Source organism: Thiomonas sp. (assembly GCF_054608695.1).
Map to the genome: position 1 here is coordinate 18,934 of NZ_JBTRXV010000003.1, position 14,497 is coordinate 33,430.

The following is a 14,497-nucleotide window of genomic DNA, read 5'->3' on the forward strand; positions in this document are numbered from 1 at the left end:
CTCATGGGTTCAGACCGTCTCGGCCTCGGGGTCGGTGCGCTCCAACTCGTAGCTGGCCGCCACCAGCGCCAGGCGGGCGATCACGCCGTACATGTAGAAGCGGTTCGGGCCGTTGGTGCCGGGCTTGGCTTCCGGGTGGGTGACGTTGAACTGCTCGTCGAACGCCAGCGGCACGAAATGCATGCCGGGGGAGTTGAGGTTTTCGCTCGGGCCGCGGTCGGCGTGCACGCGGTAGAAGCCGCCCACCACATAGCGGTCCATCATGTAGACCACGGGTTCGCACACCGCTTCCTGCAGGCGCTCGATGCTGGGAATGCCTTCCTGGATGATGACGTCGTGCACCTCCATGCCTTCCTTCACCACGCTCATCTTGTTGCGCGTCTTGCGGTTGAGGTCTTTCACTTCGGATGCGTCGTGCACCATCATCACGCCCATGCCGTACGTGCCAGCGTCGGCCTTCACGGCAATGAAAGGTTTTTCGTGGATACCGTACTCCTTGTACTTCTTGCGCACCTTGGCCAGCACCGTGTCCACCGCGTCGGCCAGGCAGTTCTCGCCCTGGCGCTCCTGGAAGTCGATGTTGCCGCACTGGGTGAAGTAGGGATTGAGCATCCACGGGTCCACGCCGATGAGCTTGGCGAAGCGCTTGACCACATCGTCATAGCACTTGAAGTGGGTGGACTTGCGCCGCACCGTCCAGCCCGCCTGCAGCGGCGGCAACACATACTGCTCGTACAGCCCTGCGAGGTTGGCCGGCACGCCGGACGACAGGTCGTTGTTGAGCAGGATGGTGCAGGGGTCGAAGTCCTTGGTGCCCAGGCGGCGCTTGCCGCGCACCAGCGGCTCCAGCAGCAGCTCGCCGCCGTTGGGCAGTTGCACATGCTTGGGCTCGGTGATGGTGTCGTCCACCGTGCCCACATGCACCTTGAGCCCGGCCTGGTGGAAGATTTGCGTCAGCTTCGCCAGGTTTTCCAGGTAGAAGGTGTTGCGCGTGTGCTTCTCGGGAATCAGCAGCAGGCCCTTGGCCTCGGGGCAGATTTTCTCGATCGCCGCCATCGCCGCCTGCACCGCCAGCGGCAGCATTTCGTCCGACAGATTGTTCCAGCCGCCGGGAAAGAGATTGGTGTCCACCGGGGCGAGCTTGAAGCCGCCGTTGCGCAAATCCACCGAGGCGTAGAACGGCGGCGAATGCTCCATCCACTCCAGCCGGAACCAGCGCTCGATGGCGGGCTGGGCTTCGAGAATGCGCTGCTCGAGTTCGAGCACCGGGCCGCTTTCAGTGGAAATGAGATGGGGAATCATGCGAGAACGTATCGTTGGAGTTTGGGGGCGGCTGCATCAAGAGCCAAAGGCCGGGCGTCGAGCGCGGAACCCGCAAATTGTGACAGAGGCGCGTGATACCTGCCCGCGCACGTCTGACGGCGCCCCATCAAAAAGCCCGGCTCGAGGCCGGGCTGAACATTCCGCTGGAGATGCGGCCGGGGCGAGAGGATCACCCCGGATGAAAGCCAACTTGCAACTCAAGCCATGGCTCAGAGCACCTGCTCGCCATGCAGGCTGATGTCCAGACCTTCGCGTTCCTGCTCTTCGGTCACGCGCAGGCCGATGGTCATGTCGACCAGCTTGAGAATGATGAAGCTGACGACGGCGTCGTACACCACGGTGACCGCCACGCCCTTGGCCTGGATCAGCAGCTGGCCGATATTGCCTTCGAGCACGCCGGCGGTGCCGCCGATGGCCTTGACCGCGAACACGCCGGTGAGCAGGGCGCCGAGGGCGCCGCCGATGGCATGCACGCCGAAGGCGTCGAGCGAGTCGTCATAGCCGATCATTTCCTTCATGTACACCGCGGTCCAGAAGCACACCACGCCGGCGGCGATGCCGATGGCCAGCGCACCGCCAGGGCCGACAAAGCCGGACGCCGGGGTGATGGCCACGAGACCGGCTACAGCGCCGGAGCAGATGCCCAGGATGGTGGGTTTGCCGCGCGACATCCACTCCGCGAACATCCAGCCCAGAGCTGCAGAGGCGGTGGCGATCTGCGTTGCGGCCATCGCCATGCCGGCGCGGTCGCTGGCGGCAACTGCCGAGCCGGCGTTGAAGCCGAACCAGCCCACCCACAGCAGCGAGGCGCCGATCATCGTCAGGGTCAGGTTGTGCGGCGGCATGGCTTCCTTGCCGTAGCCCACACGCTTGCCCAGCACCAAGGCCGCCACCAGACCGGCCACGCCGGCGTTGATGTGCACCACGGTGCCGCCGGCGTAGTCGAGCACGCCGTCGCCGCCCAGCCAGCCGCCCGGACCCCACACCATGTGGGCGATGGGCGCGTACACGGCCAGCAGCCAGATGCCCATGAACCACAGCATGGCGGAGAACTTCATGCGATCCGCGAACGAACCCACGATGAGCGCCGGCGTGATGATGGCGAAGGTCATCTGGAAGGTCATGTAGGTCGATTCAGGGATGGTCGGCGCGAGCGGGTTCGCCGCGTCCAGGCCCATGCCATTGAGGAAGAACCGACTCAGGCCGCCGATGAAGCCACTGCCCGGGGTGAACGCCAGGCTGTAGCCGATGATCATCCACAGCACCGTCACCAGGCAGGTGATGGCAAAACTTTGCATCAGCGTGGCCAGCACATTCTTCTTGCGCACCATGCCGCCATAGAACAGCGCCAGACCCGGGATGGTCATCATCAGCACCAGCGCGGTGGAGGTCAGCATCCAGGCGTTGTCGCCGGAGTTGATGAACGCCGCGGGGTTGGGGGCTGCAGGCGCGGCTGCGGGGGCTGCCGCAGGCGCCGGAGCGGGAACCGCTGCCGGTGCCGCCGCGGCAGGTGGCGTGGAAGCCGGGGCGCTGGCCACCTGCGCCCAGACTGGCGCTGCGGTGGTCAAGGCGACCAGGCTCAGCGCGAGAGATGCGAGAAACTTTTTCATGTCGAGGACCTTTCTAGGAGGGCGGGTGTCAGAGCGCGTCGCCACCGGTCTCGCCGGTGCGGATGCGAACCACCTGTTCGAGAGCCGAGACGAAAATCTTGCCGTCGCCAATCTTGCCGGTGCGGGCTGAGTTTTCGATGGCTTCGATGGTGCGTTCGACCAGGGTTTCGGGCACGGCGGCCTCGATCTTCACTTTCGGCAGAAAGTCGACGACATACTCCGCGCCGCGATACAGCTCGGTGTGGCCCTTCTGCCGGCCGAAGCCCTTGACCTCGGTGACGGTGATGCCCGTCACGCCGATGCCGGACAAGGCTTCACGCACCTCGTCGAGCTTGAACGGCTTGATGATGGCCATGATCATTTTCATGGGTTGCTCCTTCCTGATGGGGGTGGGGGGTGGGTGCTCAGAACGAATAGACGCCTTGCAACTCGAGCGAAGTTTGCTTGGTGGTGGAAGCACCGTTCTTGGTGAAAACTGCCGCGTCGGACTTGTCTTGACGAATCTCCGCCGTGAGCTTGAAGTTCGACATGGGTGTGTAGTTCAGCGCCAGGGTCAGTTCCTTGAGCTTGTTGGACAACACGCCAGCAGGCAACACGCCGCCAGCGTTCGTTGTCACGATGCCGTTCTTGTCGTCGATGTATTCACCCCGAGCCGACAGCATGAACTGAGGATTGATGGCGTAGTTGGCATACAGGGCCAGTCCGTTGGCTTTGCCGGTACCCGTCGTGCCGTCGGGAAGCAGGGTGTTGTCCTTGGACAGAATGTCGACGTTGCCGACAAAGCTCAGGCTATCCGTTGCATTGATGGTGCCGACCAAGTCCAGCAGTTGCAGAACTCCGGTGGTGCTGCCGCCGTACAGCGGCGACTGCCCGCGGTAATACGCGCCGGAGTACGAGAACATCTTGTTCGGCGAGCCCGATGCGCCAAGCTCGATCGTCTTGGCGGTGCCGGCGGGCGAACTGGTGAAGTTCCAGCCGTTGTTGACGCCGGCCGTCAAGGTCAAGGCGCCGGAAACCGCGTAAGCCGCGCGCAGGCCCGTATGCGTGCCGGGCTCCATGTCCCAGAACAGCAGCGAACGGGAAATCTCGTTGTCGGCCGCAGGATTGAACACCTCGGCCCCGGCCAGGGTGGAGTACTTGCCGGCCATCACCGTGAGCGGCCCGGTGGCGTATTGCACGAAGGCATTGTTCAGATCGAATTGACTCGATGTGGTGTTGAACGGCCAGGTTTCGCCCCCGCGCAGGACCTTGGCATCTGAACCCGCGATGGCGGTCACCTGCGCGCCAGCGCCGGATGTCGGCAGATAGGCCAAGGTCACCGCCGCCTGGTTGAGCTTGAAGCCGTTCTGGCTGGTGTCGAAAGCGCGCAGTGCCGGCGTCGTATCGAAGTGGGTGTAGGTGGAAGCCACATACCCCGTGATGCTCAGTCCCGGTGTGGCCGCGAGCACCGCGCCCAGGCTGGGGGCTGCGGGAGCAGCGGGTGCGGTCTGAGCGGAGGCGAAACCGGTGTAGCCGTAAGCGGCAGCGATGCAGGCAGCAAGCAGTATTTTTTTCATCAAGGTTCTCCCGAAACGTTGGCAAGCATTGGAGTGGGGGGACAGTGGGACGGCGGGACAGTGGTGAGCCCAGGCTTGGCTTTGCAGCTTTCGTGCCAGGCCAGGCTGAATGCCTCCAAGCCCCTCCATACCCGTTCTTTCGGCCATGAAGGCCCAGTTTTTGGGCAAAATGCCCATGCGCAGTGCGTTTTCTGGTGCGCCGCATCCATAGGGCGCACGCATTCCGGGCTGTGCGCCGTTGTTGTGCGTACGGGATTTCCCGTATGACGCATGGCTCTGAATGCGAGGCTTCCATTCCGAATCGGCTGCGGTATCTGGCCTGGATGGCTTGATGCCAGCCACCTCGCATCGTTGCCTCCAACCCCGCACGGCGCTGCCGATCCCCGGTTGCGACAAGTTCCTTTCGCCAGATTTGCTTGTGCTGCCGCGATTACCGCCACAATGGCGGCTGACTCACCGATTCATCGCCTCACAACGCCCTTACGCCACCCCTTTCCCCACCCACCATGACCACATCGACCCCCAACTCGCCCAAGGCCTTCTTGCGCCGCGCTGCCGAGGCGCTGGACAAATCGCCGCTGAAAGACATGCAGCGCAATGCTCGCGCGCTGGCGCAGTCCGCCGCGGGACGCCTGGATTTGGTGACGCGCGACGAGTTCGACGCGCTGCAAGCCATGCTGGCCGCCTCCAGCCAACGCATCGCGCAACTGGAGGCGCAGGTTGCCGCTCTGGAAAACCCCCAGCAGTCCGCAAGCGGACTCCCCCCGAGTGAGGATGGGAAAACTTCGGGCGACCGGGCGTTTTCTCCTGAAGCGCCGCTGGCCACGCCCAGCGACAAACCGGCCGCGCCCTGACGCATGGCCCTGGCCCAGGTTGCCAGCCGCGCCCTGCTGGGGCTGGAGGCGCCGCCGGTTCAGGTGGAAGTGCATCTGGCCAACGGCCTGCCGAGCTTTTCCATCGTCGGCCTGCCCGAGGCCGAGGTGCGCGAAGCCCGCGACCGCGTGCGCAGCGCCCTGCTCAACAGCGGCTTCGCCTTTCCGGCGTCGCGGCGCATCGTCGTCAATCTGGCGCCGGCCGATTTGCCGAAGGAGTCGGGCCGCTTCGACCTTCCCATCGCCCTCGGCCTGCTGGCCGCCGAGGGCACGATACCGCCGCAAGCCCTGGTCGGCCACGAGTTCGCCGGTGAGCTGTCGCTGTCGGGCGCGTTGCGTCCGGTGCGCGGCGCGCTGGCCATGGCCTATGCCATGGCGCGACAGGACACCAGCGGCAACAACGCGCTGTGCTTCGTGCTGCCGGCGCAGAGCGCCGCCGAAGCCGCATTGGTCGCGCCCGACGCCGTGCTCGGCGTGCGCCATTTGAGCGAAGTGGTGGCTTACTTGTGCAAACAGTGCGCGGCCGCCAGCCTGCGCCCCGCCCCGCAGCCCCCGGCCCAGACACCGGAAGTGGCCGATATGGCCGAAGTGCGCGGCCACAGCGCCGCCAAGCGTGCGCTGGAAATTGCCGCCGCCGGCAACCATCACGCGCTGATGGTGGGGCCGCCGGGCAGCGGCAAATCCATGCTGGCGCAGCGCTTTGCCGGCCTGCTGCCGCCGATGCGGCCCGACGAGGCGCTGGAAAGCGCGGCGGTGCTCAGTCTGGTGGGCCGCTTCGACGTGGCGCGCTGGGGGCAGCGGCCCTTCCGCAGCCCGCATCACACCGCCTCTGCGGTGGCCCTGGTGGGCGGCGGCGGCGGTTCCGTGCTGCGACCGGGCGAAATTTCACTGGCGCACCAGGGAACCTTGTTTCTCGACGAACTGCCGGAGTTCGATCGCAGCGTGCTGGAAAGCCTGCGCGAACCGCTGGAAAGCGGGCGCATCCATATTTCGCGCGCGGCGCGCCAGGCGGAATTTCCGGCGCGCTTCCAGTTCATCGGCGCGATGAACCCCTGCCCTTGCGGCTACCTTGGCCACGCCACGCGCACCTGCCGCTGCACGCCCGAGCAGGTGGCGCGTTACCAGGGCCGCATCTCCGGGCCGCTGCTCGACCGCATCGATATCCAGGTGGAGGTTGGCGCGCTGGAACCCGACGAACTGCTGCGCCTGCCACAGGGGGAATCCAGCCACGCCATTGCCGCGCGGGTCGCTGCTGCGGCCGAACGGCAGATTCAGCGCCAGGGCTGCATGAATACGGCGTTGACGGGTGCGGCGCTGGATGACCATTGCGCGCTCGACGCGCATGCATCCAACTGGCTGGCGGGCGCCCTCAAGCGCCTGGGCTGGTCGGCGCGCGCCGCGCATCGCGTGCTGAAAGTGTCCCGCACCATCGCCGATCTGGCGGCCCAGGAGTCCATCGCCCTGGCGCATTTGGCTGAAGCCATGCAATACCGCCGGGTGATGGCCGGACGCTGACGGGCACCCCGGGGCGGCAGGTTGCCGCGCCCGTGATGGGGGTGTGGGGAATTCGGCAGCGCGGCCCGGGCGGTCCTTGAGCGTGGAAACTGCTCAGGCCGCACGGAATGCGGCCGCCCGCAAGCCAGGGCTTGCGCCCTCAAGGCAGGGGATTGAGCCCACCATTCGCCCCGAACTGCACGCGCTGGCCCATGGGCGGGGCCGCCCCCAGGGTTGTGGTGCGCACTTGACCGTCGTCCATGCGCACTTGCACGCGGTACACGGTCTGGGCATTGACGCGTTTTTGCACCTCGTTGCCGGCATAGCCGCCGCCCAGAGCACCGATGACCGTCGCCGCGGTGCGGCCGTTGCCACCGCCGACCTGATTGCCGAGCAAGCCGCCGACGACACCGCCAACCACGGCACCGATGCCGTTGGCCTGGCCGGGCTCCTGCACCGGCGTGACGGCAACCACGGTGCCGCAGCTGGCGCAGACCGGTGCTTGCGGCGCGGGGGCCGGGGCCTGCCCCGGTTGCGGCGCGAAGGTTTGCGGAGCAGCGTTGTTAGCGCGATCGGCCACGGGCCGGGTTTGCCGCGGCGTCTGGGTCACGCGGTTCGGCCGCTGCGACTGCGAATTGGCCGACTGCGAATTGGGCGGCTGCAGCGGCGCGAACTGCGATGCCCCGGGGGCCGCCGGGATGGCGTTGGTCACGGCCACAGCCGATTGCGCGCCGGTGCCGCCAGCCTGTGCCGGGATTGCTCCCGCCGGCATCGATGCGGTTGCCGTGGGCGCCAGTGGCTCGGCAGTGGGCGAGGCGGGGCCGGCGCTCAGCTTGTAGAGCACGGCGGCCAGCAGCACGACGATCAGGGTCCCGAGGACGCCGGCGGCGATCCAGACGGTTTTGAGTGCGGAGCTGCCAGTCGGTGGCTGTGGAGGAATTGGAGTTTGCATGATGCGTTCAGGAGTCACGGGCAAGGTGCAGGATAGCCCCGTGGCCATCTGCGCTGGAGGGCCAGCGCTTCGGGAGGATTCAAAGATCCTCGGTGCCGAGAGTCAGCGGGGCGCTTTTGAGCCCCCCCGGGCCAGCTTGTGGCGGCCTGCTTGTGGCGACCTGGGGGCGGGCTGCCCTGTTGTAACGAAATGGCGTGGGCAAAGTTGACGCCTGCCTCACGGCGGGCACTTCACGCCACGCGAGGGCTCCTTCAGCCTTCAGGCCACCAGCAACGCCGTCGGCTGGTCCAGCAACGCTTCGGCGGCAGCGGTGTAGGGCAGGTTCAGGGCCTGGGCCACGGCAGCGTAGGTGATGCGACCGGCATGCACGTTGAGGCCGGCGCACAGATGCCGGTCTTCGGCGCAGGCTTGCTTCCATCCCTTGTTGGCCAGCGCCAGCGTGAACGGCAAGGTGGCGTTGTTCAGGGCATAGGTGGAGGTGCGCGCGACGGCGCCGGGCATGTTGGCGACACAGTAGTGCACCACGCCGTCGACCACATAGGTCGGGTCTTCATGCGTGGTGGCGCGCGAGGTCTCGAAACATCCACCCTGGTCGATGGCGACGTCCACCACCACGCTGCCTGGACGCATGCGTCCGAGCTGTGCGCGCTTCACCAGCTTGGGTGCCGCGGCGCCGGGAACCAGCACGGCGCCCACCACCAGGTCGGCCTGGGTGACGGCAGCGTCGAGCGCGTGCAGGGTGGAGTACTGGGTGGTGACGCGGCCGTCGAACAGTTCGTCCAGCTGGCGCAGGCGGGGCAGCGATTTGTCGAGGATGGTGACGCGCGCGCCCAGGCCCACGGCCATGCGCGCGGCATGCGTGCCCACGGTGCCGCCGCCGACGACGACCACGTCGCCAGCCGGCACGCCGGGCACGCCGCCGAGCAGCACGCCACGGCCGCCACTGGCTTTTTGCAAGGCCACGGCGCCGACCTGCACGGCCATGCGCCCGGCCACTTCGCTCATCGGCGCCAGCAGCGGCAGGCCGCCCTGGGCGTCGGTCACGGTCTCGTAGGCGATGGCGGTGCAACCGCTGGCCATCAACAGTTTCGCCTGCTCGGGGTCGGGTGCCAGATGCAGGTAGGTGAACAGCAACTGGCCGGGGCGCAGCATGCGGCATTCGGCCGCCTGAGGCTCTTTCACCTTGACGATCATGTCCGCCTGTGCGAAGACGCTGGCGGCGTCGGGCGCAATGCCGGCGCCGGCTTCCTTGTAGTCGGCGTCGCTGGCGCCGATGCCGGCTCCGGCCCCGGCTTGCACCAGCACGCGATGGCCATGGTGGCTGAGTTCGCGCACGGCGTCCGGCGTGAGGCCGACGCGGTATTCGTGCACTTTGATTTCCTTTGGTACGCCGATCAACATGATGTTCTCCCCTTGGTTGTGCGTGGTTCTTTGCCGCTTGCAAAGATGGGGAAAGTATCGGTCCATGGACACGAAATCCGATTGCAAGATCGATGGGTCAAACCCTTGATGGGCGCAATTTTCTGTGGATTTTTAGGGTTGATGTGGCGCAGAATTGCGCACATTCGCCCGATGCCGCCGCCATGACCGAACTTGACCGTTACGACCGCTCGATTCTCACCCTGCTGCAGGCCGACGGCCGCATGCCCAATGCGCAACTGGCCGACAAGGTGGGGCTGTCGGCTTCAGCCTGCTTGCGCCGGGTGCAGCGCCTGGAACAAACGGGGGTGATCGCGCGCTATGTGGCGCTGCTGGATGCGCGCGCCATCGACCGCGCCACCACCGTGTTCATCGAGGTGACGCTGGACAGCCAGCGCGAGGAGGTGCTCGCGGCATTCGAGAAAGCCGCAGCGGCCAGCCGCGACATTCTCGAATGCCAGCTGATGGCGGGAGATTTCGACTACCTGCTGCGCGCCGCGGTGGAGAACCCGCAGGACTATGAGCGCCTGCACAAGCAGGAGCTGTCGCGCCTGCCGCATGTGGTGCGCATCAAGAGCAGCTTTGCGCTGCGCACCGTGGTCAAGCGCACGGACTACCCGGTGTGAGGATGGCAGTCTGAAAACCGGACGAGCCCGGAGCCGGCGCTGCAAACCTGGCGCCAGGCAAACGCCAGGAACGCTTCAAAAACGTCCATGCCTCAATGCGACAGGCGGCGCAGGATGTGCACGTAATAGTTGTTTTGCACTTCGCCCTGCTCCAGCCCGGCGCGGCTTTGTTCCACCACGAACAGCTCTTCGGCCATGCCGCGCTGCTTGACCCGGCGGCTCAAGCGGTAGGTGCCGTGCGTGGGCAGTTGCTCGGTGGCAACGAGGGCGATATAGCCCTGGCCATCGTCGTCCACGACGATGGCGTCAAAGCCCTGGGATGCGGCAACCGCCTGAATGGTGACCGGCTCCAGCCGGCACATGCCGAGGTGGTCGATGTAAATCTGCGCGATTTGCGCGATGTGCTCGCAAGTGAACCGCTGCCCGGCGACGAAGCCTGCCTGCGCCCTCGCAGTGCGCACGGCATTCGAGGGGACTTGGGGGTCGTCCGCTGGGGGGTCGTTCAGCGCCACGGCCGTGTGTTGCGCCGAGAGATTCTTGGAGGCATTGGTATGGGCCATGATCTTCATCCTTCGCTGCAATGGTGGGAGCCAAAGACCAGCCCCCCCTGGGCCGATCACATGGTTTGCACTGTAGGAATGAAGCCTGGAAAAGACTGTGAACGATTTCACGGAAAGACCAGAAACATCGCCGTCCTGCTTTCATGCTGTTGCGCGCCTGCGCGTCGGCCGCGCACGGCCGTCCGATGCGTTCTCGTTCCTGCGGCGGTGCTCACCAGCTGACTTCGCGCTCGGGTGCGGAGCTGATTTTGTGGATCGCCAGATCGGCCCCCTCGAACTCGGCCTCGGCGTCCAGCCGAATGCCCATCGCCAGCTTGAGCAGGCCGTAGACCACCAGCCCTGAAAGCAGGGCCCAGACCACGCCAGCCAGCGTACCCACCACCTGGCCCCAGAAGCTCACGCCGCCGATGCCGCCCGAGGCCGTCTGGCCGAAGATGCCGGCGGCGATGCCGCCCCAGGCACCACACAAGCCGTGCAGCGGCCAGACGCCGAGCACGTCGTCCATCCGCAAGCGGTTTTGCGTCAGGGTGAACATCCACACGAACAGCCAGCCGGCCACCGCTCCGGTGACCAGCGCGCCGAGGGGATGCATGATGTCCGAGCCCGCGCACACCGCCACCAGCCCGGCGAGCGGGCCGTTGTGGACGAAACCCGGGTCGTTGCGCCCGGCCACCAAAGCCGCCAGGGTGCCGCCCACCAGGGCCATGAGGGAGTTGATGGCCACCAGGCCGGAAATCTTGCTGATGTTCTGCGCGCTCATGACGTTGAAGCCGAACCAGCCGACGATCAAAATCCACGAACCCAGTGCGAGAAACGGAATACTGGATGGGGGATGCGGATTGACCCGGCCGTCCTTGTAACGTCCACGTCTCGCGCCCAGCAACAGAACGGCGGGCAGCGCGATCCAGCCGCCCATGGCGTGCACCACCACGGAACCCGCGAAGTCGTGGAAGGAAGCACCGAAACCCTGCTCGAACCAGGCCTGCACGCCAAAGCGATTGCCCCACATCGCGCCCTCGAACAGCGGGTAGACCACGCCGACGATGGCCGCGGTGGCCATGAGTTGCGGATAGAACTTGGCACGCTCGGCGATGCCGCCGGAGACGATCGCCGGAACCGCCGCGGCAAAGGTCAGCAGGAAGAAAAAGCGGGTGAGCTCAAAGCCGTCGTCCAGATTGAGCTGGGCGGCGGGCACCAGGAAATGCACCCCATAGGCAATGCCATAGCCGACGAAAAAATAGGCCGGCGTGGCAACCGCAAAATCGACCAGGATTTTCACCAGGGCATTGACCTGGTTTTTCTTGCGCACGGTGCCGAGTTCCAGAAAGGCAAAACCGGCATGCATGAACAGCACCAGGATGGCGCCGAGAAGAAGAAACAGGACATCACTGCTTTGTTGCAAGGCTTGCATGGAGGGCTTCCTCGAGGTCGGTTTTGCGCGGCAGCGGACAGGCATCCCGCAATCGGCGCAAAGGCCCAGAAAGCATGCAAGATTCGTTCCATTTCAGTGCATGCGCCCCTTGTTGGCGCTCATCGCGTGCCAGATTGATTTTTACATTGCACAAATCCCCCACAAATAAGCGCAATGCCCCGCATCCGTGCGAATGCGCCTCACATGAATGCATTTATTTGGGGCATTGAAAGCCGCAATGCACCGCTAAAGTGCTATTGCTTGCTAACGCCTGGATGGGCAACGACGCGGCATGACAACTCGAACCAGCCGCGCAACATGCGCAGCGCGGCAAGTGTTCCGGGCGCACAGCAGAGACTGCAGGCTGCGCGCAAAGCGCACCTGCTCATCATCGCCACCGCTCAACGGCCTGGACCTGCGGCCTCGTCAAGTTTGAGTGGCGTCATGCGGCACCGAGGCCTGGGGTCAAGCGCAGCGCTCGACGCACCTGCGAAGACGGCCCGGGCCTCAGTCCCGCAAGTCGCGGTTTGCGCGCGAAGCGCGCATGGTGTGGCGCAGGGCGAGGAGGACGCCACCAACCAGGGCGATGGCGGCAGCACCGACGAGATAGGCAAATAAGGGATAAATCGACATGGCTGATTCCGGATCGATCCGGTTCGCTCATCAGGAGCACGGACTCTCACGTTTCATGCCGAAGGCTTGCGCGCCCGGCATCCAATTCGGGCAGCGCGTCCGTTCGCACTGTGCCCCATTGTAAGTCCCGAACTGGGCGGCCAAGTTCCGCCCTAGGATGCAAGCTTTTGCATCCATGTCGGCACATCCCTCTCGCAAACCCGCCGTCTTCGCCCTGCTGGCGCTCACCCTGATCTGGAGCAGCAACTGGATCGTGATGAAGCTGGCGATGCTTGACAGCGGCCCGTTCAACTTCTCCGCGTTGCGCTACGCCGGTGGCACCGCCGTGCTGTTCCTGCTGCTGCGCCTGCGGGGCGAGCGCCTGACGCCGCCGCCACTCGGCCCCACGCTGCTCATCGGCCTGACGCAGACCGCCGGGTTCACCGCGCTGGCGCAATGGGCGCTGGTGCATGGCGGCGCCGGCAAAACGGCGCTGCTGGCCTACACCATGCCGTTCTGGACCGTGCTCCTGGCCTGGGCCTGGCTGCACGAGCGCCTGCGCCCCTTGCAAGTGGCCAGCCTGGCGCTGGCGGCTGTCGGGCTGCTGCTCGTCCTGCAGCCATGGAACGCGCATGTGGACCTGACGAGCGCTTTGATGGCCATCGGTGGCGGCATGAACTGGGCGGTCTCCACGGTGGCGGCGAAGCGCCTGTTCGCGCGACAGGGCAAGGCGCTGTCGCCGCTGCGCCTGACGGCTTGGCAGATGCTGGTCGGCACCTTCTTTCTGGTGCTGCTGGCCGGGTTCGTCCCCGAGCGCGCCGTGACCTGGACGCCCGGTTTCATCGCCGCCCTGGCCTTCAACGTGGTGCTGGCCTCGGGCCTGGCGTGGACGTTGTGGCTGCTGGTGGTGCAGCGCCTGACGGCCGGCGTGGCCGGGCTGTCCAGCCTCGCCATTCCGGTGACGGGCGTGCTGCTGGCCTGGGCGCTGCTGGGGGAGAGGCCGAATGCCGACGAGGGCGCAGGCATCGTCATCGTCGCGCTGGCTTTGCTGCTCTTGCTGCGCGCTTCGGCCGCGGCTCCGGCAACGGCCGCGCCGCAGTCGAGCAGTGACGCCGCGCGACGGCCGTGAACGTCCTCAGGCCCGCATCAGGGTGGATTTGCCGAACAGGCTTTCGATCAAATCCACCGCCACCTCGGCGGTACGGTTGCGCACGTCGAACGCGGGGTTGAGTTCCATCACGTCGAGCGAGGCCAGGCGGCCGGTGTCGGCGATCATTTCCATGCACAACTGCGCCTCGCGGTAGCTCGGGCCGCCGCGCACCGTGGTGCCCACGCCGGGGGCGATGTCGGGGTCGAGAAAGTCCACGTCGAAGCTCACGTGCAGATGGGTGTCGGCGCCCAGCCCGGTGAGCGCCTGATCCATGGTTTCGCGCATGCCGTGCTCGTCGATGAAGCGCATGTCGAATACCTCCAGGCCGACGCCGTGCACCAGGCGCTTCTCGCCGGCGTCCACGCTGCGGATGCCGATCTGGCGGATGCTGTCGGGCGCCATCGCCGGCACCTGGCCCGACAGCTCCAGCAGCTCGCGCGGCCCATGGCCGCAGAGGCAGGCCACCGGCATGCCGTGGATGTTGCCGCTGGGGGTGATGGCGCTGGTGTTGAAGTCGGCATGCGCGTCCAGCCACAGCACCCGCAAGCGGCGCCCCTGCTCGCGGCAATGCGCCGCCACCGCGCTGATGGAGCCGATGGCGAGGCAATGGTCGCCGCCCAGCAGCACCGGCAGATCGCCCGCAGTCAGCGCCGCGCGCATCGCGGCGTACACCGTGCGGTTCCACGCCGCCGTCTCGGGCAGATGGCGCCAGCCGTCCACCGGCGGCAGCCAGGGGTTGGCGGGGCCGCTCAGGTTGCCGTGGTCGTCCACCCGCAAGCCCAGCCCCTCCAGAGCTTCGCGCAGGCCCGCGACGCGCATGGCCTCGGGGCCCATGGACGCGCCGCGTGCGCCGGCGCCGATGTCGGTGGGCGCGCCGATCAGGCGAATGGCTCGGGCCATGGCGAGGCTCCC

At 66.3% G+C, this 14,497-nt stretch carries 14 protein-coding genes; 4 read left to right on the plus strand and 10 right to left on the minus strand.

Translation table 11 applies throughout. From position 1 onward, the window contains the following. Positions 1-9: 9 nt before the first annotated feature. The 4 genes from gshA to ACYCUK_RS02870 form a co-directional block, all read right to left on the minus strand. A complete protein-coding gene (gene gshA, locus ACYCUK_RS02855) occupies positions 10-1,302 on the minus strand; it encodes a glutamate--cysteine ligase (RefSeq protein ID WP_461593332.1) in 1,293 nt (430 codons plus the stop codon). Between the two features lie 230 nt (positions 1,303-1,532). Further along, positions 1,533-2,933 carry an ammonium transporter gene (locus ACYCUK_RS02860; RefSeq protein WP_461593333.1) on the minus strand — a complete coding sequence of 467 codons (1,401 nt, stop codon included), beginning with the start codon at positions 2,931-2,933 and terminating at the stop codon, positions 1,533-1,535. Positions 2,934-2,961: 28 nt separating this feature from the next. Then, the gene (locus ACYCUK_RS02865) at positions 2,962-3,300 is read right to left on the minus strand and encodes a P-II family nitrogen regulator (RefSeq protein WP_112484988.1); all 339 of its coding nucleotides are present in this window, start codon (positions 3,298-3,300) and stop codon (positions 2,962-2,964) included. Positions 3,301-3,337: 37 nt separating this feature from the next. Next, positions 3,338-4,489, minus strand: coding sequence for an outer membrane beta-barrel protein (locus tag ACYCUK_RS02870; protein ID WP_461593334.1), 1,152 nt, complete (start codon positions 4,487-4,489; stop codon positions 3,338-3,340). A 506-nt stretch (positions 4,490-4,995) separates the two neighbouring features. On the opposite strand from ACYCUK_RS02870, the gene ACYCUK_RS02875 reads away from it, so the two are divergent. Together ACYCUK_RS02875 and ACYCUK_RS02880 are read left to right on the plus strand one after the other, a co-directional pair. Then, positions 4,996-5,343: an accessory factor UbiK family protein gene (locus ACYCUK_RS02875; protein WP_461593335.1), complete on the plus strand. Its 348-nt coding sequence runs from the start codon at positions 4,996-4,998 to the stop codon at positions 5,341-5,343. A 3-nt stretch (positions 5,344-5,346) separates the two neighbouring features. Further along, positions 5,347-6,876, plus strand: coding sequence for a YifB family Mg chelatase-like AAA ATPase (locus ACYCUK_RS02880; protein WP_461593336.1), 1,530 nt, complete (start codon positions 5,347-5,349; stop codon positions 6,874-6,876). A 139-nt stretch (positions 6,877-7,015) separates the two neighbouring features. Here the strand turns inward: ACYCUK_RS02880 and ACYCUK_RS02885 are convergent, their stop codons facing one another. Together ACYCUK_RS02885 and ald are read right to left on the minus strand one after the other, a co-directional pair. After that, positions 7,016-7,807 carry an outer membrane lipoprotein gene (locus ACYCUK_RS02885; protein ID WP_461593337.1) on the minus strand — a complete coding sequence of 264 codons (792 nt, stop codon included), beginning with the start codon at positions 7,805-7,807 and terminating at the stop codon, positions 7,016-7,018. 258 nt (positions 7,808-8,065) lie between these two features. After that, the gene (gene ald / locus ACYCUK_RS02890) at positions 8,066-9,208 is read right to left on the minus strand and encodes an alanine dehydrogenase (RefSeq protein ID WP_461593338.1); all 1,143 of its coding nucleotides are present in this window, start codon (positions 9,206-9,208) and stop codon (positions 8,066-8,068) included. Between the two features lie 182 nt (positions 9,209-9,390). On the opposite strand from ald, the gene ACYCUK_RS02895 reads away from it, so the two are divergent. Continuing rightward, the gene (locus ACYCUK_RS02895) at positions 9,391-9,852 is read left to right on the plus strand and encodes an Lrp/AsnC family transcriptional regulator (protein ID WP_112488130.1); all 462 of its coding nucleotides are present in this window, start codon (positions 9,391-9,393) and stop codon (positions 9,850-9,852) included. Positions 9,853-9,944: 92 nt separating this feature from the next. Here ACYCUK_RS02895 and ACYCUK_RS02900 read toward each other — a convergent pair whose 3' ends face one another. The 3 genes from ACYCUK_RS02900 to ACYCUK_RS02910 form a co-directional block, all read right to left on the minus strand. Then, complete coding sequence (locus ACYCUK_RS02900) at positions 9,945-10,412, minus strand: hypothetical protein (RefSeq protein ID WP_461593339.1); 468 nt, start codon at positions 10,410-10,412, stop codon at positions 9,945-9,947. Between the two features lie 211 nt (positions 10,413-10,623). Further along, complete coding sequence (locus tag ACYCUK_RS02905) at positions 10,624-11,823, minus strand: ammonium transporter (RefSeq protein ID WP_461593340.1); 1,200 nt, start codon at positions 11,821-11,823, stop codon at positions 10,624-10,626. A 507-nt stretch (positions 11,824-12,330) separates the two neighbouring features. After that, positions 12,331-12,456, minus strand: coding sequence for a hypothetical protein (locus ACYCUK_RS02910; RefSeq protein WP_461593341.1), 126 nt, complete (start codon positions 12,454-12,456; stop codon positions 12,331-12,333). Between the two features lie 175 nt (positions 12,457-12,631). Between ACYCUK_RS02910 and ACYCUK_RS02915 the strand changes: the two genes are divergently transcribed. Further along, a complete protein-coding gene (locus ACYCUK_RS02915; protein ID WP_461593342.1) occupies positions 12,632-13,564 on the plus strand; it encodes a DMT family transporter in 933 nt (310 codons plus the stop codon). A gap of 6 nt (positions 13,565-13,570) precedes the next feature. Here the strand turns inward: ACYCUK_RS02915 and rocF are convergent, their stop codons facing one another. Next, the gene (gene rocF / locus ACYCUK_RS02920; protein ID WP_461593343.1) at positions 13,571-14,485 is read right to left on the minus strand and encodes an arginase; all 915 of its coding nucleotides are present in this window, start codon (positions 14,483-14,485) and stop codon (positions 13,571-13,573) included. Positions 14,486-14,497 lie beyond the last annotated feature (12 nt).